Source organism: Streptomyces sp. CRCS-T-1, assembly GCF_024442335.1.
Lineage (GTDB): Bacteria > Actinomycetota > Actinomycetes > Streptomycetales > Streptomycetaceae > Streptomyces > Streptomyces koelreuteriae.
Genome location: NZ_CP101651.1, coordinates 3663054 through 3689753, shown reverse-complemented (window position 1 = coordinate 3689753; position 26700 = coordinate 3663054). Strand labels below are relative to the sequence as shown.

At 67.2% G+C, this 26700-nt stretch carries 18 protein-coding genes and 1 tRNA gene; 11 read left to right on the top strand and 8 right to left on the bottom strand.

Annotated elements, in window-relative coordinates; genetic code table 11:
* Positions 1-73 precede the first annotated feature (73 nt).
* From tmk to NNW99_RS16460, 4 genes are all read left to right on the top strand, one after another.
* A complete protein-coding gene (gene tmk / locus NNW99_RS16475) occupies positions 74-3409 on the top strand; it encodes a dTMP kinase (RefSeq protein WP_215119904.1) in 3336 nt (1111 codons plus the stop codon).
* Positions 3410-3603: 194 nt separating this feature from the next.
* Complete coding sequence (locus NNW99_RS16470) at positions 3604-4809, top strand: DNA polymerase III subunit delta' (protein WP_215119903.1); 1206 nt, start codon at positions 3604-3606, stop codon at positions 4807-4809.
* 123 nt (positions 4810-4932) lie between these two features.
* On the top strand, positions 4933-6597 hold the full coding sequence (locus tag NNW99_RS16465; RefSeq protein ID WP_215119902.1) for an alpha/beta hydrolase: 1665 nt from the start codon (positions 4933-4935) through the stop codon (positions 6595-6597).
* A 108-nt stretch (positions 6598-6705) separates the two neighbouring features.
* Positions 6706-6779, top strand: a tRNA-Thr gene (locus NNW99_RS16460).
* Between the two features lie 248 nt (positions 6780-7027).
* On the opposite strand, the gene NNW99_RS16455 is transcribed toward NNW99_RS16460, so the two are convergent.
* A complete protein-coding gene (locus NNW99_RS16455; protein WP_255961287.1) occupies positions 7028-7150 on the bottom strand; it encodes a hypothetical protein in 123 nt (40 codons plus the stop codon).
* 396 nt (positions 7151-7546) lie between these two features.
* On the opposite strand from NNW99_RS16455, the gene NNW99_RS16450 reads away from it, so the two are divergent.
* The 5 genes from NNW99_RS16450 to NNW99_RS16430 are packed head-to-tail and all read left to right on the top strand — an operon-like array spanning position 7547 to position 14282.
* Complete coding sequence (locus NNW99_RS16450) at positions 7547-9340, top strand: hypothetical protein (RefSeq protein ID WP_215119901.1); 1794 nt, start codon at positions 7547-7549, stop codon at positions 9338-9340.
* Positions 9340-11490: a DEAD/DEAH box helicase family protein gene (locus NNW99_RS16445; protein ID WP_215119900.1), complete on the top strand. Its 2151-nt coding sequence runs from the start codon at positions 9340-9342 to the stop codon at positions 11488-11490. The genes NNW99_RS16450 and NNW99_RS16445 overlap by 1 nt, the downstream gene beginning before the upstream one ends.
* A 55-nt stretch (positions 11491-11545) precedes the next feature.
* Positions 11546-11731, top strand: coding sequence for a hypothetical protein (locus NNW99_RS16440; RefSeq protein WP_215119899.1), 186 nt, complete (start codon positions 11546-11548; stop codon positions 11729-11731).
* Entirely contained in the window at positions 11728-13806 is a 2079-nt protein-coding gene (locus tag NNW99_RS16435; protein ID WP_215119898.1) for an AAA family ATPase, read from the top strand. Before NNW99_RS16440 ends, NNW99_RS16435 begins: the two co-directional genes overlap by 4 nt.
* Positions 13806-14282 carry a DNA phosphorothioation-associated protein 4 gene (locus NNW99_RS16430; protein WP_215119897.1) on the top strand — a complete coding sequence of 159 codons (477 nt, stop codon included), beginning with the start codon at positions 13806-13808 and terminating at the stop codon, positions 14280-14282. Before NNW99_RS16435 ends, NNW99_RS16430 begins: the two co-directional genes overlap by 1 nt.
* A 68-nt stretch (positions 14283-14350) precedes the next feature.
* Here the strand turns inward: NNW99_RS16430 and NNW99_RS16425 are convergent, their stop codons facing one another.
* The 5 genes from NNW99_RS16425 to dndB form a co-directional block, all read right to left on the bottom strand.
* Complete coding sequence (locus tag NNW99_RS16425; protein WP_215119896.1) at positions 14351-16093, bottom strand: DUF262 domain-containing protein; 1743 nt, start codon at positions 16091-16093, stop codon at positions 14351-14353.
* 131 nt (positions 16094-16224) lie between these two features.
* Entirely contained in the window at positions 16225-16605 is a 381-nt protein-coding gene (gene dndE / locus NNW99_RS16420; protein WP_215119895.1) for a DNA sulfur modification protein DndE, read from the bottom strand.
* The gene (gene dndD / locus NNW99_RS16415) at positions 16595-18625 is read right to left on the bottom strand and encodes a DNA sulfur modification protein DndD (RefSeq protein ID WP_215119894.1); all 2031 of its coding nucleotides are present in this window, start codon (positions 18623-18625) and stop codon (positions 16595-16597) included. The genes dndE and dndD overlap by 11 nt, the downstream gene beginning before the upstream one ends.
* Positions 18612-20210: a DNA phosphorothioation system sulfurtransferase DndC gene (gene dndC, locus NNW99_RS16410; protein WP_215119893.1), complete on the bottom strand. Its 1599-nt coding sequence runs from the start codon at positions 20208-20210 to the stop codon at positions 18612-18614. Before dndC ends, dndD begins: the two co-directional genes overlap by 14 nt.
* On the bottom strand, positions 20207-21346 hold the full coding sequence (gene dndB, locus NNW99_RS16405) for a DNA sulfur modification protein DndB (protein WP_251057822.1): 1140 nt from the start codon (positions 21344-21346) through the stop codon (positions 20207-20209). The genes dndC and dndB overlap by 4 nt, the downstream gene beginning before the upstream one ends.
* A 248-nt stretch (positions 21347-21594) precedes the next feature.
* Between dndB and dndA the strand changes: the two genes are divergently transcribed.
* Positions 21595-22749, top strand: a complete 1155-nt coding sequence (gene dndA, locus NNW99_RS16400) for a cysteine desulfurase DndA (protein WP_215119892.1) — start codon at positions 21595-21597, stop codon at positions 22747-22749.
* A 13-nt stretch (positions 22750-22762) separates the two neighbouring features.
* Here dndA and NNW99_RS16395 read toward each other — a convergent pair whose 3' ends face one another.
* Both NNW99_RS16395 and NNW99_RS16390 read right to left on the bottom strand, forming a co-directional pair.
* Positions 22763-24199, bottom strand: a complete 1437-nt coding sequence (locus tag NNW99_RS16395) for a DNA phosphorothioation-associated putative methyltransferase (RefSeq protein WP_215119891.1) — start codon at positions 24197-24199, stop codon at positions 22763-22765.
* A gap of 393 nt (positions 24200-24592) precedes the next feature.
* Positions 24593-25468, bottom strand: a complete 876-nt coding sequence (locus NNW99_RS16390) for an AraC family transcriptional regulator (protein WP_215119890.1) — start codon at positions 25466-25468, stop codon at positions 24593-24595.
* Positions 25469-25694: 226 nt separating this feature from the next.
* Here NNW99_RS16390 and NNW99_RS16385 point away from each other — a divergent pair, with 226 nt between their 5' ends.
* Positions 25695-26588 carry a glycosyltransferase family 2 protein gene (locus NNW99_RS16385; RefSeq protein ID WP_215119889.1) on the top strand — a complete coding sequence of 298 codons (894 nt, stop codon included), beginning with the start codon at positions 25695-25697 and terminating at the stop codon, positions 26586-26588.
* Positions 26589-26700: the final 112 nt, after the last annotated feature.

Genomic DNA, 26700 nt, shown 5'->3' with positions numbered 1-26700 from the left:
ACTTCGGTGTCGGGGCGTGCGCATGTCAGACCGGGCCCTCCAGGCTGTCGGTGGCTCCCGATAGGCTGAACGCATGACGCGAGCCGAGCACCCCACGGCCTCTCCGCCGGCCCCCGACGATGCCCTGGTCGCGGACTCCCGCGAGCGCGCCGTCCGCGCCCTGCTGCGCCGTCCGCAGTTGAAGCGGCTCTGGAGCGCACAGCTCGTGGGCGGTGTGGGCGACACCCTGGCCCTTCTCGTGCTGGTCCTGCTCACCCTCCAGGCGGCTGTCGCCGAGGGTGCGTTCGGGGGCGGCTACCGAGGCGTGGCGTTCGCAGTGGCGACCGTTTTCGGGGTGCGCATCCTCGCGACGCTCCTCTTCGGCGCCGTGCTCCTCGGTCCGCTCACGGCGCTCACCTCGCAGGACGGCCCGCTCGACCGCCGCTGGACCATGGTCGGCGCGGACGGGCTGCGTGCCGTGCTGCTCATCATCGCGCCGCTGTGGATCGACTGGATGCCCGAGGACGCGCTGGCCATGCTCCTCGTCACGGCCTTCGTGACCGGAGTCGCCGAGCGCTTCTGGACGGTGTGCCGCGAGAGCGCGGCCCCCGCGCTGCTGCCCGCACCCCCGCCGGAAGGCGCGACGGTCCGGCCGCTGCCCGACCACCTGGACGCCCTGCGCCGGCTCTCGCTGCGCACCGGTTTCGTCGCGATCCCGCTCGCGGCCGTCGTGCTCGTCGTCGCGGCCCTGTTCAACAATCTGCTGGGCGTCGGCATCGACTGGTTCGGCCAGCACCAGGCGGCCCTCGCCTCGTACGTGGCGGCAGGGCTGTTCGCCGCCTCCCTCTCCGTACTGACCTTCCTCGAACTGCCCGCCACCCGCACCCCCCGCGCGCGGTCGCCGCTCGAGGGGCTGCGCCGTCCGAAGACCACCGCCGGCGCCGACAAGGGGCGCACGGGCGCGATGCCGCTGCTGGTGCTGGCCTGCGCGGCCGTCGCCGCCGCGGTGTCCGCCGCCGTCGCCGTGGCCGTGCTGCACGCCAAGGACCTGGGCGGCGGCCCGGTGCTCTACGGCCTGTTCGTGGGCGTGCTGACCGGCGGTGTCGTCGTCGGCATCCGTACGGCGCCCGCCCTGCTGCCCGCCCTGTCGCGCCGCCGGCTGCTCGCGCTGGTGATCGCCTTCACCGGTATCGCGCTGCTGGCCGCCGGGCTGGTGCCGGACGTCACCACCGTGCTGCTGATCCTCGCCCTGGCCGGTGTCGGCGCGGGTATCTCCGCCAACATCGGGCACACGCTGCTCGACCAGGAGGCCGAGGAGTTCCGGCGGCCCCGTACGACCGAGCACCTGCACGCGGTCGTCCGGGTCTGTGTGGCGCTCGCCGCGGTGATCGCGCCGCTGGTGGCGGCGGCGATCGGGCCGCACCGGCTGGAGAGCGGCAAGTTCGTCTTCGCGCACGGCGGCGCGGCCTTCACCCTGATGCTCGCCGGCGCCCTGCTGCTGCCGGTCGCCGCGCTGGTGCTGGCCAAGGTCGACGACCGCTCCGGCGTGCCGCTGCGGCAGGACCTGCGGGACGCGCTGCTCGGCGGCGACGACCCGGACCAGGCGTCCGCGACCTCCGGTTTCTTCATCGCCCTGGAGGGCGGCGACGGGGCCGGCAAGTCCACGCAGGCCGAGGCGCTCGCCGAGTGGATCCGCGGCAAGGGCCACGAGGTCGTGCTGACGCGCGAGCCGGGGGCGACGCCGGTGGGCAAGCGGCTGCGGTCGATCCTGCTGGACGTGTCCAGCGAGGGCCTCTCGCACCGAGCCGAGGCGCTGCTCTACGCGGCCGACCGGGCCGAGCACATCGACACCGTCGTACGGCCCGCCCTGGAGCGCGGCGCGGTCGTCATCTCCGACCGGTACATCGACTCCTCCGTGGCCTACCAGGGCGCGGGCCGAGACCTGTCGCCGACCGAGATCGCCCGGATCAACCGCTGGGCCACGAACGGGCTCGTGCCGCATCTGACCGTCCTGCTGGACGTCGCGCCGGAGACCGCCCGCGAGCGGTTCACCGAGGCGCCCGACCGGCTGGAGTCGGAGCCCGCCGAGTTCCACGCGCGCGTGCGGTCCGGTTTCCTCACCCTGGCCGCGGCCGACGCCGGGCGGTACCTGGTGGTGGACGCCGGCCAGGAGCCCGAGGCCGTCACGACCGTCATCCGGCACCGGCTCGACCAGGTGCTGCCGCTGTCCGAGGCCGAGATCAAGGCCCAGGAGGAGGCGCGGAAGAAGGCCGAGGAGGAGGCCCGCCGCAAGGCCGAGGAAGAGGCCGCCCGCAAGGCCGAGGAGGAGCGCCTGGAGCGCGAGCGCCAGGAGCAGCTCGCCCGGCTGCGCGCCGAGGAGGAGGAGCGCAAGCGGCGCGAGCTGGAAGAGGCGCAGCGGCGCGAGGCCGAACGGCAGGCGGAGGAGGCCCGGCGACGGGCCGAGGAAGCGCAGAAGAAGGCCGAGGAGGAGCGGGCGCGGCTCCTCGCGGAGGAGAAGGCCCGGGCCGAGGAGGAGGCCCGCCGCAAGGCCGAGGAGGACCGGCGCCGCAAGCAGGCCGAGGAAGAGGCCCGGCTGCGCGCCGAGGCCGAGGCGCTCCGCCTGGAGAAGCAGCGCAAGGCCGAGGCGGCGCTGCTGCGGGCCGAGGAGGCGCGACGGCTGGCGGAGGCGGCGGCCGCGGCGGCGGAGGCAGGGCCGAAGAGCTCCACCCAGAGTTCCCCGCAGAGCTCTCCCCAGAGCTCTGGCCAGGGTTCCGCTTCGCAGGATGCTTCCCGTACGTCGGCCGGCCAGGACGCGGCGACGGTGCCGACGCCCGTGGTGAAGCCGGAGAACGCTCCGGGTGGCTCCGGGTCCGGGTCGGGTGCTGCCTCCGGTTCCGATTCCGGTTCCGGTTCTGCTTCCGGTTCCGTCGACGAGACGACCGTGCTGCGCCGGGTGCGGGACGACGCCGAGGTGACGGCCGAGCTGCCGAAGCCGCCGGTGCCGCCGACGGCGGCCGAGGAGACGGCGGTGCTGCCGCCGGTTTCTCCCCGGGCGGGCGACGAGACCGAGGTGCTGCCCGCGGTGCGCCCCGGGGCCGAGGAGAGGCCCACCTGGGCAGAGGACGAGACGGCCGTGCTGCCGCCCGTACGCGGGGACGAACCGCCCGTACGCGGGGACGGACCGGCGGACCGGGTTCCGCCCGGGTACTTCCGCGACGACTCGCCAGCCTCCCGCCCCGACGGCACCGATGACCGTACGCGTGAGCTGCCCCAGGTCGACGCCGAGGGCGAGCCGCGCCGCCGCCGGTCCGACTGGGCGGAGGAGACGCCGCTGGACGACCTGCCGTCGCTGGCGGACGAGCTGCTCGGACCGCACGACGACGACCCGGACGAGGGCCGGGGACGCCGGGGGAGGGGCCGGGGCCGCTGAGGCCCTGCCCGGCAGGCAGTTGGCAAGATCACCGGCTCCGGCCCTCTGAGGGCCGGAGCCGGTTGTCAGTGGCCGGCCCCACAATGGATCTCGCAGCGGGCAGGCCTGTCCGCGGACGCGGCAGAGCGGTTCTCGGACGCGGCAGTACGGTTCGCGGAAGCGGACGCGGACGTGACGGAAGGGCGGCGTGACCCATGACCGTGTGGGACGACCTCGTCGGGCAGGCGAGGGTGAGCGAGCAGCTGGGCGCTGCCGCCAGGGACGCCGACGCCCTGGTCACCGCGGCCACGGCCGACACCCCTCCGCCCGAGGCGTCGAAGATGACCCACGCGTGGCTGTTCACGGGCCCGCCCGGAGCCGGGCGGAACCAGGCGGCGCGGGCCTTCGCGGCGGCGCTGCAGTGCGTCAGCCCCGACCGGGCCCTCGGCGGCTCCCCGGGCTGCGGCTTCTGCGACGGATGTCACACGGCACTGGTGGGCACGCACGCCGACGTCACCACCGTCGCCGCGGTCGGCTCGCAGATCCTCGCCGACGACATGCGCGACACCGTCCGCAAGTCGTTCACCTCGCCGGCGAACGGCCGCTGGCAGATCATCCTCGTCGAGGACGCCGAGCGGCTGAACGAGAAGTCGGCCAACGCCGTCCTCAAGGCCGTGGAGGAGCCCGCCCCCCGCACGGTCTGGCTGCTGTGCGCCCCCTCCATCGAGGACGTCCTGCCGACCATCCGCTCCCGCTGCCGCCACCTGAACCTGAGCACGCCGTCGGTCGACGCCGTCGCCGACATGCTCGTACGGCGCGAGGGCGTCGAGCCGGAAGCCGCCGCCGCGGCGGCCCGCGCGACCCAGGGCCATGTCGACCGGGCCCGCCGCCTGGCCACCGACCCGGCCGCTCGCGAGCGCCGTGCCGCCGTGCTGCGGATGCCGCTGCGCGTCGAGGATGTCGGCGGCGCGCTCAAGGCCGCCCAGGAGCTGGTCGACGCGGCCGCCGAGGACGCCAAGCAGCTCGCCGAGGAGATGGACACCAAGGAGACCGAGGAGCTGAAGGCCGCACTCGGCGCCGCCCAGGGCGGCCGGATGCCGCGTGGCACGGCCGGTGTGATGAAGGACCTGGAGGACAAGCAGAAGCGCCGCAGAACGCGCACGCAGCGCGACAGCCTCGACCTCGCCCTCACCGACCTCACCGCCTTCTACCGCGATGTCCTCGCCCTCCAGCTCGGCTCCCGCGTGGCCATCGCCAACGCGGACGCCGAGGACGCCCTGGAGCGCCTGGCCCGTGGCAGCTCCCCGGAGTCCACGCTCCGCCGCATCGAGGCGATCGCCGGCTGCCGTGACGCGCTCGACCGCAATGTGGCGCCGCTGCTCGCGGTGGAGGCGATGACGATGGCGCTCAGAGCGGGCTGACACCCGGTGCGGTCGGGGCACGCTGGGGTCTCGGAGGAACCTGGGGGATTGACGTTGTAACTCGTACGAGGCACGACACGCACGCACGGCACTCATTCCGTCGCGCAGAGTTACGCTCGCTGAATGCACACAAGGCGCACTCCCCGCACCGCCTCCCGCTCGGTCTTCCGCTCCGCCTCCACCCCCGCTTCCCGGCGCGGGGGCTCCGGCGGCGCCCACCGCAGGGCCCGTGGCGGAGTCAGGACCGCGATCGGCCTCCTCGCCACGGCCGCGCTGCTGGTCTCCGCCTGCTCCTCGGGGAGCCCGACGACGTCCGCGGCCTCGGCGGCGGCGGAGCCGGCGACACTGGCCGCGCTGCCGAAGTCCGTCCCCGCCGCGCTCACGTCGTACTACGCGCAGAAGCCGGCGTGGCGGGGCTGTGGCGTCCCCGGCTTCGAGTGCGCCACGATCAAGGCACCGCTCGACTACGCCAGGCCGTCCGCCGGTGACGTCCGGCTCGCCGTCGCCCGCAAGAAGGCCACGGGCGACCGGCTGGGCTCGCTGCTCGTGAACCCGGGCGGGCCGGGCGGTTCGGCGATCGGCTACATGGAGTCGTACGCCGGCATCGGCTACCCGGCCGAGGTCCGGGCCCGCTACGACATGGTGGCCGTCGACCCGCGCGGCGTGGCCCGCAGCGAGCCCGTCGAGTGTCTGGACGGGCCGGACATGGACAGGTACACGCAGACGGACATCACGCCCGACGACGCGAAGGAGGGAGACGGGCTGGTCGCGGCGTACCGGACGTTCGCCGAGGGCTGCGGCGCTGACGCGCCGAGGCTGCTGCGCCATGTGTCCACCGTGGAGGCGGCCCGGGACATGGACATCGTGCGGGCGGCGCTGGGCGACAAGAAGCTGAACTACGTCGGCGCCTCGTACGGGACGTTCCTCGGGGCGACGTACGCCGGGCTCTTCCCGGACCGGGCGGGCCGGCTGGTGCTGGACGGCGCGATGGACCCGTCGCTGCCCGCGCGGCGGCTGAACCTGGAACAGACGGCGGGCTTCGACACGGCGTTCCGGTCGTTCGCGCGGGACTGCGTACGGCAGACCGACTGCCCGCTGGGCGGCGCGGGCACCTCGCCCGAGCAGGTGGGCAAGAACCTCAAGTCGTTCTTCGAGGAACTGGACGACCAGCCCGTCCCCACCGGCGCCCCCGACGGCCGCCGCCTCACCGAGTCGCTCGCCACGACCGGTGTGATCGCGGCCATGTACGACGAGGGCGCCTGGCCACAGCTGCGCGAGGCGCTGACCTCCGCGATGAAGGAGGACGACGGCGCCGGACTCCTCGTCCTGTCCGACGGCTACTACGAGCGTGACGCCGACGGCGCCTACAGCAACCTGATGTTCGCCAACGCGGCCGTGAACTGCCTGGACCTCCCGCCCGCCTTCGACACCCCCGACCAGGTGCGCAGCGCGCTGCCGGACTTCGAGAAGGCGTCCCCCGTCTTCGGCGAGGGCCTCGCCTGGGCGTCGCTGAACTGCGCCTACTGGCCGGTCCACGCCGCGGGTGAGCCGCGCCGCATCGAGGCGAAGGGCGCGGCCCCCATCCTGGTGGTCGGCACCACCCGAGACCCGGCGACCCCGTACCGCTGGGCCCAGGCCCTGGCCGGCCAGCTCTCCTCGGCCCGCCTCCTCACCTACGAGGGCGACGGCCACACCGCCTACGGCCGCGGCAGCGCCTGCATCGACCGCACGATCAACGCCTACCTCCTCCGAGGCACCCCGCCCGAGGACGGAAAGCGCTGCTCATAACCGCAGCCCCCGGCCCCGGAGCGCCCCCCTCCGGGGCCGGTACGGAGCACCCTTCGAAACTGTGTAGACTTACCGTCGTTGCTGATCGCACCATAGTGCGGACAGCGCGCCGCCTTAGCTCAGATGGCCAGAGCAACGCACTCGTAATGCGTAGGTCTCGGGTTCGAATCCCGAAGGCGGCTCAGAGAAACCCTAGGTCACATGAATCGTGACCTAGGGTTTTCTGTTGCTTGTCCCTCCGCTGCCCTACCAACTTGCTGGTGCAGGCGGTACTTGGCCTGGAAGGTGCGGGCGGCGGCCTCAGCGTTCCACCGTTCGCGTCCTTCGGCCGTGACGGCGGCCAGTGTCGGTGCGCTGGTCGGCGGCATGGGTGCGAAAACGGTTGATCACGGAGAACGAGGGGCCGCGGGAATGCGTCGTCGCCGGTGAATCAGTGCAGGGCGTCCCAGGTGGGCGTCGGGTGCTTGTAAGTGAGTTGGCGGACCTCGGAGGCGTAGCCGACTGCTGGGTAGATCAGGCTGATCGGCGGGAGATGGCCGAGGTTCGCGGCCATCTCCAGGACGTCGACGACCGACCTCGCGGATTGCCCCAGCCAACCGGCTCGATGGAGCCAGCCCTTGCCGCTGAGATCGGCGGAAGCAGGCCATCGGGCATGCAGGCCCGGGCCCGATCTGGAGGGGTGCTCGCTACATGGACGGCGGGCGTGAGGCTTGAGGAAACCACGCCCGCCGGTCTAGGTCTGCTGCAGATCAAGGAACCATGGATGCGTTCAGGACGTCCCCTGTACCGTTGAAGCGACAGCGCTTTCGCTGGTGTCTCAGGAGGGGGGAGAGGCATAGGGGCCAATGACGTCTTTGGCGCGCGGTGACCGGCGGCAATCCGATCGCCGCGTGTGATGAGGGGCTGATCGCAGCGCGCTGACCCTCGTCGACCCCTGCCTCTGAGGGCCATGAACGCATTCGACCGTTGGTACAAGGGGCTCAGCAGCTTCAACCGGGACCTCATCCTGCAGCACTTCTGCGCTGAGGTCCCGGTTCCGCTGGGCGAGCTTGCTGCTCAGCATGCCCTTCTTCGGGAGACTGCGCGGCAGTGCCGAAACTTCCTCATGGACGAGTTCAACCGCAGTGTCGAGGGAAATTCCACACTCCGTGCCTGGATAGAGCAGGCGGAGTTTGACCTGCGGAAACCTTGCCTCGTCAGTTCGTTTCTGGACCGCCACGCCTGGCTTGGCGAGAACATTGGGGACAGGCTCACCGTCCTCCGCCTGTTCACCGGCATGCGCTGGCTGGATGCGACCACCTCCTCCGCGTCCCCGACCGGACAGTGGATCTTCATGAATGATCTGGGAGAGTGTGGCGCCGCCACGGTGAGAGCCCTTGATCTTGATGTCGAAGAGGTGATGAGCCTGTCGGCAGCCTCCGCCCTCCTGGAGGCACGCCAGGTGCCTGTCCCCAGCGATCTCGACACCCTGCGTCAGTGGCTGATCTACTGCGGTCTTCACCACGAGGGCAACCAGATCTCGTTGCCACAGCCGACTGAGACCGCCGCCGTCTCAGACGGGCTGTCCGAGCTGATCGAGCAGCTCTTCGCCCTCCTCCTAGTAAATAAGAACGGCGAGAGAGTTATTACTCTCGGTGACATTCTTGGTGAGGCGAAGACGGTAGACGGAGAGCTTGGAGTAGTCTCCCGCATGCTCCGCGACACCACCTTCAAGGCTGGCGAGGGCTGGGTTGTGCCGGATCGCTCCACCGATTCCGAACGGCGTCGAGCAATGCGAGGCGAAGGAACCTCGGCAGAGCAGAATGCTACGGAGGGTAATAGCCCTTCGGGCGCAACCGAGGAAGTCAAAAACAGGGAAGCAGAGAGTGGCGGATCCATTCCGCTTGCAGGCGCGCTGGCGGATGCCGGCGAAGCGGGTCTGGAGGCGTCGCCCGGAGACCTCATCGCGCAGCTCCTCGAAGGTTGCACTGAGGGCATGAGCACCTCGCTCATCGAGGGTGCACTGGACGGAGTCGTGCCGCAGGGAGAGGTGGCAGAGGCGCTCTTCACGGACGCGCGCTTCGCGATCACGGCCAGGGGAGCCTGGTGCCTCCAGGACGGTTCGGCCGACACGACTGCACCCTCCGCTGCAGCGATCCCGGCCCGGGGACTGTCCTCCCGAGAAGGAGCAGCATCCGCCTCGACCACAGAGGCCGCCAGCGGCGTCGGCTCGCGCGGCGGGCTTCAGCGTGAGCGCGAGCGCCTCGACAATGTGGAGGCTGCCTTGCGCGAGGCGGACACCCCGCTGACTGTCGAGGAGCTGAAGGAACGCACGGGCGCCACCATCGGGATCCAGTATCTGCGGCAGCAGATCGAAGGGGATGCCCGCTTCAGCCGGAGCCAGCGGAACCAGTGGGCGCTGACCGAGTGGCGTCTCCCGGTGTACAAGCCGATCAAGGAACTGATCTCTGACATGGTCGATGCGCACGGCGGCCAGGTTGAGGCAGACAAGGTCGTGGCGCTGCTCCGCCGAGACTTCGACATCAAGGAGTCGAGCCTGCGGGCCGCCATGTCCAATGCGCCCTTCACTGCACGTGGAGGGATCGTCCGCCGTATAGGTGAAGACCTGGACACTGGCACCGAGGAAGCCGCTGTACCCGCAGCCCGCACCGCTGAGACCGACGCGTCGGCCGAGCAGCGGCCCCGCCCCGTCGACGAGGCCCCCAACGTGGACGACCTCATGGACCACCTGGGGTTGATCTGATGGCGGCTTCCCCTTTCCTCCGCGACTGTGGCGCGGAGTCCGACTACCGCAGCGACCGCAGCAACCTTGTCGAGGACTTCTACCTGCCTGCCCTCGCCGCCTCCAGCGCCTACGACCGGGCTGTGGGCTACTTCGCTGCGTCCGTGATCGCCACGCTCGGGCAGGGAATCGACGAGTTCACCGCGCGCGGCGGCACCATGCGGATCATAGCCTCCCCTTACCTTGACCCGGCCGACATCAAGGACATCGAGGACGGCTACGAGCTGCGCGAAGTCCTCCAGCGTGCTGCCCTTCGCGACCTGGAGCAGGCGGTCGAGGACGCGCGGGCAGCCCGCGGACTCGGCAAGCTCGGACAACTGGTCGCCGAGAACCGAGTCGACTTCAAGCTGGCCTATGTCGAAGAGCGTGGCCGCGTCGGCATGTACCACGAGAAGATCGGTGTCTTCCGGGATGGCCGAGACGTCATCGCCTTCAAGGGCAGCGCCAACGAGACTCGCTCCGGTCTCGTCGGCAACTTCGAGGCGATCGAGGTTTACCGGAGCTGGGACCCGAGCGATGCACGCCGGGCCGCGCGCATTAGCAAGGACTTCGATGACCTCTGGGAGAACCGCACGCAGTTGCTGCGTGTCATCGCGTTCACCGAGGCCGCCAAGGTGATCGTCGAGCGCAGCGCCCGGGCCACCGCCGACCAGTACGAGCTGGACGACCTCCCGACCGGCGGAACCCCCATCCGCACCGCCCCGCTGCCCCCACCTGGCACGCTCGCGATCCCGCCCAGCCTGAAGGTTCGCGACTACCAGAAGGAAGCTGTCCAGAACTGGTTTCGCAACCAGTGCCGAGGCATTCTTCGCATGGCCACAGGCACAGGCAAAACCCTGACCGCGCTTTCCGCCGCCTCCCAGCTCGGCACGCTCCTTCGGAAGAATGATGCGTCCGCCTCGCTACTCACGGTCGTAGTGGCCCCGTACCAGCATCTCGTCGACCAATGGGCCAAGGACGTTGAGTGGTTCGGCGTGACGCCGTTGCGGGCCTACGAGGCGACCAGCAAATGGTCCCCGCGCGCTCACAGCCTGCTCCAGAACATCGCCCTCGGCGGTACCCGAGGCGGCGTCATCGTCACCACCAACGCCACCTTCGGCGGCGATGCCTTCCAGAACCTGCTCAGCTCCTACCAGGGGCACCTCCTCCTCATCGCGGACGAGGCCCACAACCTCGGCGCCGCGCACCTGCGTACCTGCCTCCCAGAGAAAGCCCAGTACCGCCTCGGCCTCTCCGCCACCCCGGAGCGCTGGTTCGATGAGGAGGGCACCGACGCCCTCACCGACTACTTCGACCGAGTCGTCTTCGAGATGGGCATCGGCGAAGCCATCCGCCGCGGCGCCCTGTGCCGCTACACCTACACGCCCATCCTCGTGGAGCTGGACGACGAAGAAGCCGAGCTGTACGCAGAGACCAGCGCAAAGATCGCCCGCCTGATCGCGGCCGGCACAGACCTGAAGGAGACCGCCGATCGGGACAGCCCGCTCGGCCGACTTTTGAAGAAGCGCGCCGACATCATCGGCCACGCCCGCGGCAAGCTGGAGATCCTCCATGCGGAGATCGAGAGGCGCCGGGACACCAGCCACCAGCTGATCTACTGCGCCGAGGGCAAGCACCCCCTTCTCTACGAACACGGCACCGACGGCCCGCGCCAGATTGACCAGGTTATGGAGGTGGTCGGCAACGAGCTGCACATGCCCGCTGCCCGCTACACCTCGGAGACGAAGCGCTCGGCCCGCCTAGACATCCTGCGCCGCTTCGAGAACAACGAGCTCCAGGTCATCTCCTCCATGCGCTGCCTGGACGAAGGCGTGGACGTCCCGGCCTCCCGGACCGCCTACCTCCTGTCGAGTTCCTCCAACCCTCGCCAGTTCATCCAGCGCCGCGGCCGCGTCCTGCGTAAGGCACCTGGCAAAGAGCGCGCGGACATCATCGACTTCGTCGTCGTGCCGCCCGCGGGCGGGGACGCGATTCAGTACGAGACCGAACGCAGCCTGCTCCGTCGCGAGCTGGCTCGCGTCGAAGAGTTCGCCCACCTCGCTGACAACGAGGGGGACACCCTCAATGCCCTCCGCCCTGTGCGCGAGCGCTACGGCCTCTTCGACACCTGAGCCCCGCAGGTACCCCCATTCCTTCTGTACCGCTAACTCGAACCAGGAGCAACCCGTGAGCGATGAAACAGCTGGCCAGCCTCCCGCACGAACGGTGCGTGACGTCCTGAACGATCTGCCACGGGAAGCCAAGATTCTCGTCCAGAAGGTCATCGACCTGGAGACCGAAAACATCCACATCAGGGAGACGACCAAGGTCGTCCCGAAGATCGTCGACGCCGTGAGGGAGCTGACCAAGTGAAGCTGCTCAAGCTGACGCTGAACAACTTCCGCGCCTTTTACAGTGAGCAGGTTCTCGACTTGTCTGTCGAGGAGGGAAAGCCCGCTGTCCTCGTCTTCGGGAACAACGGTGCCGGCAAGACAACTTTGCTCAACGCATTTGCCTGGGCCCTCTACGGCACCTTCTCGGAGGACGTGGAACAGCAGCATCGCGTCATTCACGACAAGGCATGGGCGGATACCGCGTTCGGTGAGGACGCCACGGCCTCGGTTCGGCTGGACTTCGAGCACGACGGGACCCGGTTCTCCGTGGTCCGGCACGTCACCGTTATCAAGGAGAAGGCGGAGCAGGAGCCCGTCGAGCCTGAGCTGACGGTCACGGAGATCGGGACGGACGGCGAAGCCCAGAGCATCCTCAACGGCCAGGACCGGATCGAGAAGATCCTACCCAAGGGCCTGCGTCAGTTCTTCTTCTTCAACGGTGAGCGCATGGAGAAGATGTTCTCCGGCGATGTGAAGCGGGAAGGCGAAGGAAAGAATCAGGAGGTCCAGAAGGCTATCAAGACCCTTTTGGACTTGGAGGCTATCGAGCGTGCTCTGGAGGACCTGCCGAAGGTCTCCCGAAAGCTCGCCAGCGAGATCGACTCCAAGGAGGACAGCAGGCTGAAGCAGCTGTCCGACCACATGGACCACCTCGCCACCCGCGAGAAGGAAGAGGTGGCAGAGATGCTGCGCCTCTCCAGCGAGATCAGCGCCTTCCAGAAAGAAGTCCAGTCCATTGACCGCGCCCTGCTCCAGAACAGGGAGGCGGAGCCGCTCCAGAAGAAGCGGGACTCGCTGACCCGTCGGATCAAGGCCGCGCACGACCGGCACATGGAGTACAAGAGCCGCAAGCGTGAGCTGCTGTCGCGGCACGGCTTCCTGGCTTTGACCAGTGGGATCGACACCAAGGTGATTGAGCTCGCGGACGACATGCGAGAGCGCCGTCAGCTGCCCGCAGGCATCCAGCGCAGCTTCATCGAGGACATCCTCGAAGCCCAGCTGTGCATGTGCGGCCGTGAGGTCCGCGAGGGGACCCAGGAGTATGTGGAGCTGGACAAGCGCAAGTACAACGCCGGTCTCGAGGACGTCCAGGAGAGCTGGATGCGGGTCAGCGGCAAGATGAAGAACCTGGAGGAGAGGCGCCAGGAGATCCTGGAGCAGCTCACCCTCAATGCTTCCGACATTCAAAAGGCAGACGCCGAGATCAGCGAGCTTGAAGCGGAACGCTCCGATGTCGATCGGCAGCTGGAGGGAGTGAACATCCAGGACGTCCAGCGCCTCATCGAGCGCCGAAAGAACTACGCCTCCAAAGAGACCGACGCCCGTGTCGCGCACAAGGAGGCTGAGAACAAGGTCACCTCGATCAAGCAGGAGGCAGAGGCCACAGGCCGTCAGTACCGGAAGGCTGAGGTCAAGAGCGAGAAAGCCCGCAAGGTTCAGGAACAGGTCGAGCTCGTCGAGAAGGTGCGTGCCGCCCTGAAGGAGATCCTCGAGATCAAAACCGAGGAGGTCCGGGACCAGCTCGACAAGAAGGTCAAGGAAGTCTTCTCCCGGATCTTCATCAAGAGCTACGTACCCGAGCTGAATGACGACTTCGAGCTGGAGCTGCACACCGCGAGCGGAGTGGCCATCCGCTCCACCGGTGAGAACCAGATCCTCGGCCTCAGTTTCGTCGGCGCGGTCTCCGAGGTTGCCAGGAACATCAGTGCCCGAAAGAAGAACAGGGGGGAGGCGACTATCGAGACCGGCAGCGGCGGTGTCTACCCGGTCGTCATGGACGCCCCCTTCGGCAGCCTCGACCTGACCTATCAGGAAGAGATCTCCAAAGCCCTGCCGGCGCTCACATCTCAGATCATCACCCTGCTCTCGCAGTCGCAGGCGCGGGGCAAGGTCCTGGAGAACCTCCAACAGGCTGCCAACCGGATGTACGTACTGCGCTCTTACACGCCGAACCAGTCGGCGGGCGAAGAGACGATCGTGATCAATAACCGTCAGGTTCCGTACGTGTCACACGGCGACTTCGAGCACACTGTTCTGGAGAAGGTGACCTTCTGATGGCCTACACGGACCGATTCCGCCGGCCTCACGCGCATGAGGACCTACTCGGTAAGCTCACCGACAGAAAGACCGGGACGTTCGCGACCATGGTCGAGGCGATGATGTTCGCCGCGCTGCTCGGCCGCCGTCGAGGCGAGCGCAAGCCGTTCGACCAGGCTGATGAGCCGATCCGCCTCGCGCTCATGGAGAGCCGTGACTACGGGGAGGTGCTCCTCGACATGCTCGGAGCCGTCGAGTGCCCCGACGACCCGAAGATCCTCAGCGCGGACCGCCAGCCTGAGCGGGTCCTCATCTTCGAGGAGTACGCGAACGCCGGCCTGTCCCACCTGCAGACTCTTATAAACCGTCAGTCCGACCAGGATCTCGACACGATCATCTCGAACCTCGTCCTCGAGGGGCTTAGGACGCCGCCGCTGGAGGAAGAGAAGGACGATGTTGGCGACATCCTCGCCAGCGCTGATCTGGACTGGTAAAGCTGCTTCTTTCACGGCAGGAGTGGCAGCCGGAAGCCTTTCGGCTGCCACTCCTGGTGATTTCTGCGTCAGCGCGGCCAGGTCTTGACTGCGAGTCCGGCAAGGACGGTCTGCCGAAGTCGGATGCTGTCTGGGGTCCACTCGCTCTTCTCGCTGATCTTTCTGGTCAGCTCGAAGCCCGACTCTTTGAAGACCTCGACCTTTTCGATGAACGGCTTGTTCCCGATCTTGGAGTTCGCTCCAGTCTGCAGGAGCACCATGTTGCCAATGCGGTAGACCCAGCTGGCGGCGTCCTGCTTGTTCCCACTCATCTTGATGAAGTCCTCCCAGTCGGCTTCCTTGGCGTTCTGAGGGAACACGTGCTCCAGGTTGACCTGGCTCGGGTTGCTGTTGGGGACGAACTCCGGCTGGGATTCCTTTCGCCTTGTCGTCTCCAGGGCGCTCAGGTAGTACCGGGCAAGCTTGGAATCGCTTCTTCCTACGGTGGCGAGCGCGAACTGCTCTCTGAAATCGGTGTCGGAGGGGATGAGGTCCTCGACGCGCAGTCGGACCTGCGCGGTGGTGGTGACCTCGCCCTTCCGGATGGCGACCGCGATCTGGGAGTACTGGTCTTCGAATCGACCGCGGTTCATCATGCTCATGATCATGCCGCGCACTGACCAGTTCACCATGGCCCGGAGGAGCTTCTCGAGCTCGTGGGAGTGGAAATGCTCGACTGCTGCCAGCAGGAGGATCTTGTTGGGAACCAGGTCGAATATGGCGAGTGTGTCGAGAGCGGGACGGTGACCGTTGCCACTGCACTTGGTCGCCCAGAAGTCGCTCTCCGGGTTGGAGAGCGCGGTGTAGGCGTGTGCGGCTGACAGGAGGTTCTCCGAGAACTGCAGCGCCTCCTGTCGGTGGGTCACCTCCTTGCGCATTTCCGCGTAGAGATCGCGCTCGGTGATCTTGCCGACCTTCGAGCTCCAGTAGTGGCGCAGGAACTTGGTGAACTTCGCATCGGCAGCCCCGAGCTGGAGCGTTCCAAGTGACTGGTGCCAGTTGTTCCGCACTGCGTTGAGGTTCTGCTGCTCGCCGGCGGCTCCGAAGAGGTGGTTCTTCAGGAGGTCTGCGGTGGTCAGGTCGGCGCCTCGGTTGTTGAGGGTCTCGAAGATCACGTAGGCGTCTGCCTCGGTCGGGGTCTCGACCACGGCGAGCTGCGCCCGGTGCTGGATGTAGCTCACCCATTTCTCGAGGACGTTGGCCGCGTCCATCCCATGCAAGCTGCGGAACTGCGAGACCTTCTCCCGGAAGAACCGGTACGCCTTGACGATGTCGGAGTCGGTCCTTGAAGGTTTCCCCGGGAGCGCGGTCCCGGTGGTGATCCCGAGGAAGTCGGGGTTGTCGCTCTCATTGAGCTTGAGGTGTGGCTCCGCGTACCTGTCGTTCCATGCCTTGCTGGCTAGGAAGGTGCGGCTGATGCCTACAGCCTGGGAGTCGTCCGCCTTGATCAGGTTCCCCTCCAGGGTTCGCAGCTCGTCGCGGATGGCAGCGATCAGGAGGGAGGAGGTGACCAGCCGCTGCTGGCCGTCGATGATCCGCTTCCGAGTCCCGTCGCCGTCCTGGGTGATCACGATCGTGCCGAAGAAGTACTCCTCCTTCGCCCCGCCATTGATCGCCCGGCTCAGGTCGGTCCAGTAGTCGAGGACCTCCTGCTCTACCTTCCAACAGTACGAGCGCTGGAACTGGGGAACGACCAGGCGATTGTTGCGCAGGACCTCACCGATGCCGACGAGGTAGAGCTGAAGCGAGGTGCTGCCGTGTCCCGATGCCATACAGGGCAGCCTATGTGTCAAAGAGTGAAGTGGATCTATGTTTCCTGATGACTGGTCGGCATCTTGTGAGGGGTGGGAATGGGCCGATTCGCGTAGGCGAATCGGCCCTAAGATGAGCGATTCCTGACAAGCTAGACGGTTGCCACTGCCCCGATCAGCCCCTCGATCGCCGTCATCTCCTTGTGCGCACCCAAGTACCCGATCCCCCGGGCCAGATGGATCGTCAGCGTCTTGGAGACATTCTCGTCCGTCGGCTCCAGTCCGTCGGCCACGCAGCGCTGCTTGAGCAGGGCGAGGTAGAGGTCGCCGTGGGGTCCGGCGAAAGTCTTCCAGGACATCTCGACGTTGGAGTCGGTGACGACCTCACGGACCAGGGGGGTAGAGGCGTCCGCGAGGGAGAGCGCCAGGGCCCAGCGGCACAGGACGTTCCACTGTGTGATGCCGGTGGTGCGCTTCAGACGGCTCAGGCGGTCCTTGCTTGCGGTGGCGAGGCGGATGTTCTCAAGCGACATGGCTGGCTCCTGCGCTCCACCAGTAACCCTCGACGACGCTGGTGGTGAAGGTGGTGTCGTCGTGGACCAGAGTGTAGGTGTGGGCGACGGACTTCTTGAGGCGGCCAAGCAGGTACTCGTCGATCTCCTCATCGGTGGAGAGGAGGAGGACTTGGTCGCTGGCGTATGGGAAGTATCGGTCCACCAAGTGCTCACGGTGGCGGCTGTCGAGCCGACCGAGCGGCGTGTCGATGACGTTGGGCAGGTGGTTGCCGGCGACCTTCATCAAGCCCCAGAGGAGGGAGACGGCGAGTAGCTGGCGCTCGCCCGCGCTGAGACGCCCGGGGTCGATCGGCTCTCCATCGGCGTCAGCCAGGGTGAGCGTGAACTTGTCGGTGTCGATGCGGAGGTCGTTCACCAGGCCCTGCTTGCGCATGAGGGTCTGGAAGCTCGTGAGCATCGCTACCTCGAGGCGGCTGATGTGCCGCTTGAGGAGGGCATCGCCGAACTGTTCCAGCGTCTTCCGGGCCTTCTCCGAGTACTTGATGATCCGCTCGACCTCTTCGGCCTTCACCTTGGTGCGGACGAACTCTTCGTGGGCACGCTGAAGGGAGGCCGAGACGTATTCGAGGCGGCGCTTCAACTCCTCGACGTTGCTGAGGCTGTTCTCGTGCTCCCGTTCCAGCCGTGCGACTTCCTGGAGCTGGTCTTCACGCTCCTTCTGGATGGCCTCGACCTTGCTCTTGGCCGGTACACCCGCCAGCTGACGCTCCAGCTGCACACGCTCTTCGGCGGCTTCCGCAGCCTGCTTAAGAAGCTCGGCAGCCCGTGTCTTGTCACGACTGAGTGCCTCGTCGAGTGCCGACAGCTGGGGGAGCGTGTCCGGGGAGAGTTCGAGATCCACCGTGAGGCCAGCGGACTTGGCGCGTTTGGCGCGGTCAGCCTCCAGCTTCTCCATCACGGCGGTTTTCGTCTCGGCAGGGAGCATGTCCAGTAGCCACTGGTCGCGCTCTTCGAGTACCCCCAGTACCTGGTGGGACTCGGCTGCCGTACGCTCGCGATCAGCCTGCTTGCGCAGCTCTTTGAGGTGGCTCCCCAGCATGAGGAGCGGAAGCGGGCCTGCAGCCAACTGGACGAGGTAGCTGCGGGTTTCGGCGAGGCGAGCACAAACCTGCGCGTAGTCGCGCTCGATCTCGACGCGACGCTCGAAGAGGTTTCCGCCTTCCTGCTTGTAGGCAGCCTCCAGCGTTTCGAGAGTGCGCCGAGCTTTGACGAGCTCGCTATTGCGCTGCGCGGCCTGCTGTTCTGCGTTCTCCAATGCGGCGTCGGCTGCCTGCCGTTCCTGCTCCTCCGCGTGGATCTTGTCCATCAGATGCTGCTCTTCCTCCGACAGCTTCTGCCGGCGCTGGAGCGCGAGCAGGTCCGTACGGAGTTGCTGGACGGTGCTGACGCCGAGCAGCGAGTGGATGGCCGATTCGATGACCGATGCCGCGCGCTCGGGGTCGGCGAGCGATTCGATCTTCTCTCCGTCGAAGAACGACAGTGAGGCCACTTCGAGGGGGAGCAGGCTTTCGATGTGATCGGCCCACTCCTGACTGAGAACCCGGCTGTACTTCAGCTCAGGTGCGACGTGTCGCCCCGGCTTTGCCCTGGAGCCGTACTCCTCGTCGACGAACGCGTTCACGAATTCCTTGAGCGTCGTCTTGCCGCTGGTGTGCCAGCTGCGGACCACCTTGTAGTAGTGCTCCGTGCCGTCCACCGTGACCGTGAACTCCAGGATGATCTGCGCACCGCGGGTTGGGTCGGCTTCCCGGTTGATGCTCTCGCGGAGGTACGTCTCGTACGACTTGCTGCCTCGACCGCTGCAACGCGCTCGCGGCCCGTACAGCGCCAGCTGGATAGCGTCGAGCAGGGTGGTCTTGCCGCAGCCGTTGAGGCCGCCGATGAGGACGATCGGCTTGCTCTTCTTGGTGGTCAGATCCAGCGACTGGGTGCCGCGGTAAGCCCCGAACTCTTCGAGAGTGATCTTACGCAGGAGCATCGATACCGGTTTCTTCGTCCAGGGTCAGGTGGGTCGGCGATTCCTCACGCCACTTGTTCTTGCGCTGCGCGAAGTCGATGGCGTCGGCGCTGTCCTCGTAGTACCCCTTCTTTACGGCGGTCTCCAGCGCCTGGAAGAGGCCAGCGCGTCGGGACATTGTCCGGTACTTGCGCTCGACGGAGAGCAGCTCGCGGACCATGTCGTAGTGCAGGTCGTCGTCCTCGCAGAGCTCCTTCAGGAGCTCCATCTCGTCTGCGCCCATGACGAGTTGCTCGTCCAGAGGTCCGCCTGGGAAGTCCTCGCCCGTGGACTCCTTGTATATACGGGGGAGGGAGTCCTCGACCTCGTGCTTGTCGAAGACCCAGATGCGGCGGATCTCGTGCAGCTCGTCGAGGGTGATCAGTTCGATGTTCTTGACGTGCTCCGGCGCGTTGGCGCGGATCCAGGTCTGGGCGTCCAACAGGTCCTTGAGCCACTCCTGGCGAAACTTCTGCAGGTACGGGCCGTGGATCGGGACCTCTTCGCCGTCGGTCCGGCGCGTGTAGACCGTGACCTTGCCGTTCATGCGGCGGAAATCTCGGGCAGGCTGGTCAGGGCGGGGGTACGGGAGCTTCCGGCCTGCGGGAAGTCCTTCCTCGCCTTCTTCGAAGTAGCCGAACGGGGCGTCGAGCTTGTCGCGGAGGTCCAGGAGCGGCCTCATCCACTCCTTCTCGTCGTCGTTCTGGATCATCGCCGACATCGACTTGTCCTGCTCGACTAGCGTGCACGTCCAGCACCCGAAGCGGCTGGAGCCGCAGGAGGGGGTCGTCGAGTCGACCACAAGAGGGCACTCGCCATCGCCGGAGGCGCCCTGGTACATGGTGAGGAGATCCTGATTGTTGTAGCCCCACGGGTTGGGCTTCTGCATCAGGTACTCCCATACGTCGTCGTTGGTCCAGTCTTCGACCGGGCTGTAGACGAGGGAGTTGGGAAGGTTCGCATTGGGGGAGAGGCGATCACGGACGCGTCGCTTCTCGTGCTTCTCCATGGCACGGGCGCGCGCCTGGCTCTCGGTCTTACGGATACCGAGCACCATGATCGCCTCGCCATGTGCTGCCACGACGTTTCGGATGAAGGAATTGGAAGGCTTGATCTTGAGGCGCTCGGTGCACCAGCGGAACTTGGGGCGCGGCGCCGGGTAGCCCCGACCGATCAGGTTGACCCAGAAGGTGTCCTTGATCTCCGGCGTCAGGCGATGGGGCTCGATCGGGAGGCCCTGCTCGGCGGCGGCCTTCTCCATCGTCTCCAGGGACGTCGTCACCCACGCCGCGACGACGGGGTTCTCGACAAGGGTGTCGGTGCTGATGACGTGGACCGTCTTGGTGCGCTGCTCCGCCGGCAGAGCAGCGATGGCGTTCCATACGAGCTGGAGGACCGCGGTGGAGTCCTTGCCGCCGCTGTATCCGATGACCCAGGGCACCTGGTCGGCGGTGTAGAGCTCACGGACCTCGTCTGAGAGCTTGGCGATGACCTCTTCGAGGGGTTGCCCGTCGAACGGCTTCCGCCGGACCGGCGTGATGCCGAGTTGCAGAGGGATGGTGCTCATGCTTCGCCTCGCAGGTATGCGTCCTCTACCCGCTGCTCTTCGGCGCTGAGGCCGAGGCGCAGGTGATTGCGCAGGTAGTTGACTGTCAGGGTTACATTCTGGTGGCTTTTGGAAACACGTCCACCGACGATGGCGCGGCCCTCCCAGTCTGTATTCGACCGAGTCCAGTCGACCTTTTTCAGAGGGGAAAGTTTCCGTTTCCATTTACTGGGCGCGGTGGATTCCCGAAGGAGGGAATTTCCGATGCGGCCGAGAGCATGCAATGCGATTCCGTGACTGTGGATGAAGTCGCGCCGCATCTCGCGTGCCGAGAGCTCTCGCTTGCGAACCATCTCCCACTCGGGAAGTGTCGTGTCGATGTGCTGCCAGTACTCCTGCGCCAGCTCGGCTGCGGCGTCTGCCTTAATCTCCAGGCCCTGGAGGAGGGATTGGGTGCCGTAGTAGAGAGCACTCAAGGTGAACATCATCCGGGAGCGGGCGGAGAGGGTGCTCTTCTCCATCTCGACGTAGCCCTTGAAGACCGTGCACTGGCCGGCCAGCGTGCGCGCGACCTGGGCTTCGCTGTCCCGGTGGTCGTAGAGGACGCCGATGGACCGGGCCGGACGCACCGCGTGCCGGTTGAGGTCCGCGAACATCTGCTGCGAGCGGGCGAGCCCCGCGTCATGGAAGAAGACGACGGCGATCGTCTCGTTACCGATGTCCGGGTTCCCCTTGAGGGCGTGCTCGATGGCTGCGCGCCGGTGCTGGCCGTCGTTGATCAGGAAGCGAGAGTCCATGGGGATGCGCAGCTGCCCGGCACGGAAGGCGTTGCCGTCGGAGCCGAGAGGGTCGAACTCCATGTCGCCATCGACGGATGCGGTCAAAGCACTGAAGACGTAATCCTCTGGATTGTCCAGAATGTACTTCGTGAGTGCCGGGAGGCGTCCCTTGTTGAGGATCCGCTGGGCGCGCAGTTCTGGCGAGAGCTCGTCTTCGTCGAAGATGAAGATCTTTGGGATCAGGCGCAGGGGGCACATCGAGACGTAATACTCGCGCCCTGCCTGGATGCCGCGGATGGCAGGGAACGTGTACTCGAACCCCGTCGAGGTGCGCGGAGCTACGACTCTGGTTGCTGGTGTCGCTGCTTCGATCTCCACCCGGCAACCTTAACGTACGTCACCTGTTTAACGTACGCAGCCTGCTGAAGTTACGTCACCTTCACGTGCGTAAGACGCACCGGCAGGTCTGGGGGAACGCCTGGCTTGCGCGAAGGGCGTTCCTGCCCGGGAAGACGTACGCCGATGTCTGCGTTGACAACTCTGAGGCGCCGCGCTGTGCGTCAGTCGAGCATGCGTGTACGTTAACGGTTTGACGTACCCGGTAACGGGATGATGCTCTGGGATGGGTGAGCGCTGTGGTGGCGTATCTGGATGTGGCGGCGACGACCCGTGTGGAGCCGCGGGTGGCTGACGTGGTGCTCCACTGGATGACCGAAGACTTCGGCAACGCCGGCAGCCGCACCCATGAGTACGGAGCCCGGGCAAAGAAGGCGGTCCAGGAGGCCAGGGCGTTCCTTGCCAGTACGGTCGGTGTGAGGACCGAAGAAGTCATCTTCACCAGTGGAGCGACGGAGTCCAACAACATCGCCCTGCTCGGTATGGCCCCGTACGGCGAGAAGCACGGCCGGAAGCACATCATCACCTCCGCCATCGAGCACAAGGCGGTTATCGAGCCGCTGCTGCATCTGCAGGAGAAGCAGGGGTTCGAGGTCGATTTCCTGGAGCCCGGCCCCTCGGGACGGATCTCGACGGAGGCCGTGCTGGAGAAGCTGAGGCCGGACACCCTGCTCGTCTCGCTCATGCACGTGAACAATGAGACGGGCGTCATCCAGCCCGTGGCCGAGCTGGCAGAGAAGCTCCAGAAGACCCCGACTTATCTCCACGTCGATGCCGCGCAGGGGTACGCAAAGGTTCCCGAGGACCTGAAGGCGCCCATCGATTTGACCAGCATCAGCGGCCACAAGATCGGTGCACCCAAGGGGATCGGCGCTCTGGTGACCCGGCGTCGAGGTTGGGACAAGGTGCCGCTGGAGCCGATCATTTTCGGCGGCGGGCAGGAACGAAAGCTGCGCCCCGGGACGCTCCCTGTGCCGCTGATCATGGGGCTGTACGAAGCAGCCAAGGTCTTCCAGGACAACCGGTCGCGTTGGGAGCGGGACGCGAAGGAGATGCGGGAGCGGCTGCTCGACGCGCTCGGCAAGACCCGCTTCCAGATCAACGGCGATGCCGACCACGCGGTCCCGCACATCCTCAATGTGACCTTCGACGGGCTCAACGCCGAGGCCCTGATCGTACGGATCAAAGACCAGGTGGCCGTGGCGACCGGTTCCGCATGCACCAGCGCCTCGTACACGCCGAGCCACGTGCTGACCGCAATGGGCCTCCCGGAGGAGGTGGCCACCAATGGCCTCCGCTTCTCGTGGTTCCCCGGGCAGGTCTCGGACTTCGACCCGGCCGGGCTGGCGGAGACGATCGCGTACATGCAACCGGATGCCTCCTGACGGTTTGAGCTGCTCAGTCTCCGGGGCGCCGGATCAGCCGGTGTCCCCGGAGCATGCGACCGCACCTGATCAGTTCGGCCTCCCAGCCATTCTCGGTGCCGATCAGGTGCGGATTCTCGTAGAGGCCGACGCGTAGTTCGGACTCGGTCAGACGGCGGTAGCGCAGCACGTCCGGGTCGTCGGGCGCCAGGAATTCGTGCTTGCGGTGAAGCAGAGGACGGTTGGCGGAGTTCGCGTAGGACATGTGCGACGTTTCGAGGGTCTTGAGATCTACGAGGTATGAGGACGTGATCCGCGGATGCGGGTCCTTGTCGAATCCCGGGTAGTCGAGCCAGCTGACGGCTCGCCCCTGGTGCTTCAGCTTGGCGATAGTCCATTCCTGAGGGCGGCCGGCGGCGACGGAGGCGCAGTGCTCGTACAGGCGCAGGACTGTCGGCATCCGGTCGATCGCCCGACGGTGTACGTACAGCGCGGTCGGGGTGATCTTGCCGACGCTGGAGGCGTTCATGGCGCCCCGGATATAGGTGTCGTCCCGGAGCTTGAGGAGCAGCCGGTCGGAGCGCTGGCAGGCTTCCTTGTACGAGGTGAAGAACGAACGGACGTCGAGCTGGACGCCGAGGGGGAGGCTGCTGAACGGGCCTCGGCTGTTGAAGAGCTCGACGGCGAGGAACAGCAGCGTGTTCAACGTCGTGCGCTTGGCGCCCTCGGAGACCTTCTCGGCGTCGACGGAGTCGCGTATGAGGCGCTTGAGTTCGCCGGGTTTCAGGTGGGCGAGCTGTTCGGCCATCGGCCGGGGCATCTCGTCGACACGGGGCGGGCGGCCACGCCGTTCGACGTAGTCGACCAGCGAGGCGATAGCCGAAGTGGTATCGGCTGAAGCTAGCCACTCGGCGTCAGGGACGATGCGGTGTGCGAGGTAGGCCAGTCGGGCTGAGTCGTCCTTGAAGGCGTACACGATGCCGGGAGCCGCTGAAATGCAGCGTGTTCCTGTGACCTCCTCGACGTAGATCCGGAGCTCGTCCGGGCTGAAGAGGTGCTGGAACGTCTGCCTGCTGGTGAGGAGGCCGTCGCCGTACTCCTGGCCGCGGACTTTGAACCGCTCCCAAGAGAGGCGGGCCGAGACGATGAGTACGGAGGTGGCGAGCCTCCATGCCTCCTTGAGCGTCTGCCTACGCTCGGCGGGGTCCTCGATGATGTTCAGGACGTAGGTGAGGAGGACGACGTCGGAGGGGGCCACCGGGGCGCTCGAGCTGTAGTAAGGGTCCCAACCGGTGATCTTGCAATCGAGGCGCTGGAGGGAGGCGACATCGCCGCCTCGGCCGCATCCGTAGTCGAGGATCGTGCGGTCCGCGTTGAGCTGGCGGTCGGCCAGAGCCTGGCGGGCTGGCACGGAGAGGCTGGAGCGACCGATCGCGGTGCGGCGGCGGTCGCTGTTCCATGACTGCTGCATGTCGGCCTCGTCAGTCGAGGAAGGGGTCGGGTCGCAGCATAGGCAGGGCGACGGTACGGGCGAAGAGGTTTCCGGAGGCTGAGTTTCCCCTTGGCCGCGGACACCCAAGGCCTGGCAGCGACGGCGCTGCGCACCCTCGGCTCGGCGGCTGACCCCAGAATGATTACTCGCCCCGGCGGCGCGACTTCGCTGCGGCGATTTCCTTGGGTCGCACTTCCGCCCTTATGGCAGTTCGGGCTGCCCAGTTGCTGGTCTGCGGGCGTAGGCCTGAAGTATGAGCGATGCGTGGCGGACGGTGCTGCACGAAACTGCATCGAGTGCTATGAGCATTCTGGCTTTGCTCGCTGACCTGGAACCCCAGGTCGGATGGAATCCGGCCTGGGGTTCTCTGTGTCAGTGGGCGGCTTCGCGCTCCACCGGGAGCCACAGCTCGGCGTTCGCCCGGGTGCCGTCCGTCGAGAGTTCGGTTCGGAGGAGTTCCGGGCCGGGGCGGCTGCGGTAGGGGTTGGAGGGGAACCACTCGGTGAAGATGTCTCGCCAGAGGTGCTGGATGGCCTGGGGGGCCGGGCCGGAGGTGGTGAAGACCGCCCAGGTGCCGGACGGGACCGGGAGGGTGGTGGTGCCCTCGGGGGCCGGGGTCGGGGGTGTGGTGATCACGGCGTGGTAGTAGTCGAGTTCCGTGCCCTCGGCGCGGCTCGGGTCCAGGTCGTCGCAGACCGCGATGATGCCCTGGGGGTCCTGGGTGGAGAGGTTTCGCAGGTGTTCCAGGGCCTGTTTGTCGAGGCCGCGGACGAAGTTGATGATCGACTCGTTGGGGCCTGAGTGGATCAGGGGGATGCGGGTCTTGAAGCCGGTGACGGTGAAGGCCGGGCGGTCCACCACTCGGTAGTGCATGCTGCTGCTCCCTTCGACGGTGAGGCGGAAGGTCAGCCGGGGCTGGGAGACGAGTGCGGCGGCGGTGCGCCGGGCCTCGCCCGGGCCCACGCCGTGCATCGAGCGGAACGCCCGTGCGAAGGCCTCGCCGGAGCCGTAGCCGTAGCGGATCGCGATCTCCAGGAGCGTCGCGTCCCCCGACAGCACCTCCGCGCCCGCGACCGTCAGCCGGCGGCGGCGGATGTACTCCGACAAGGGCATGCCTGCCAGTGCGGAGAACATGCGGCGCAGGTGGTACTCCGAGGTGGCCGCGATCCGTGCCAGTTCCACGGCGTCCACCGAGTCGTCGAGGTGGCGCTCGATGTGGTCCATGGCCTGGTTGAGTCGCTCCAGCACGCCCGGTTCCTTCCCGTTTCCTTCTTCGTGCCTCTTTGGTGTTCACCACGCTAGGTAGCCGGGCCCCTGCTGGACCCGACTTCCTGTGCCCGATCGGGTCGGGTGTCGCTTCGGCCGAACGAGTCAGCCGGACCGTCGTCCGGCAGGCGTATTTAAGGGGGCCTTATCGTGAACGGCTAGCATCGCCCGTCGACCCGTCAGTTGCCGACCGTGATGAGGTGAGGACATGGGGGCGCCCAGGATCGCCGTCGCCGTGGTGACGATGGGCAATCGGCCCGAGGAGGTCGACGCGCTGCTCCGTTCCGTGGCCAAGCAGGACGTGCCGCCCGAGCGGATCGTGATCGTCGGCAACGGCTGCCCGCTGCCCGAGTTCGCCGAGCGGCTCTCGCTGCCCGGTGAGGTCACGCCCGTCGAGCTCGACGAGAACCTGGGGTGCCCCGGGGGCCGGAACGCTGCCCTGGCGCGGCTGCGGGAGTTCGGGGACGTCGATGTCGTCGTCGATCTGGACGACGACGGGCTGCTCGTGGACGCCGATGTGCTGCGCCGTGTGCGGGATCTGTACGCCGCCGACGAACGGCTCGGCATCGTCGGGTTCCGTATCGCCGACGAACTCGGCGAGACGCAGCAGCGGCACGTGCCCCGGGTGGGTGGTTCGGACCCCCTGCGGGGCGGTTACGTCACCGGGTTCCTCGGTGGCGGGCACGCTTTGCGGATGGCGATGCTCGACGAGGTCGGCGACTGGCCCGCCGAGTTCTTCTTCGCCCATGAGGAGACCGACCTGGCCTGGCGCGCGGCCGACGCGGGCTGGCACATCCTCTACGCGCCCGAACTGCTGCTCCAGCACCCGAAGACCTCGCCCGCCCGGCACGCCATCTACTACCGCGTGAACGCCCGCAACCGGGTCTGGCTGGCCCGGCGCCGGCTGCCGGTCGTGCTCGTCCCCGTCCATCTGGGCGTGTGGGTGCTGCTCACCCTCGCCCGGAACCGTTCCGCCGCCGGGCTGCGTGCCTGGTTCGGCGGATTCCTGGAAGGTGTACGGGAGCCGGCGGGCGAGCGGCGGCCCATGCGCTGGCGCACGGTGTGGCGGCTCACGCGGCTGGGGAGGCCGCCCGTCATCTGACGGCGGCCGGAGCCACGCTGGTGGGGCGGAAGTTGAGTGGGCCCCGGCCGTTCACCTCCGCCGACCGGGACCCGGAACCGACCGTGGCGGCGACACTCCCCCGAGTGGCGCG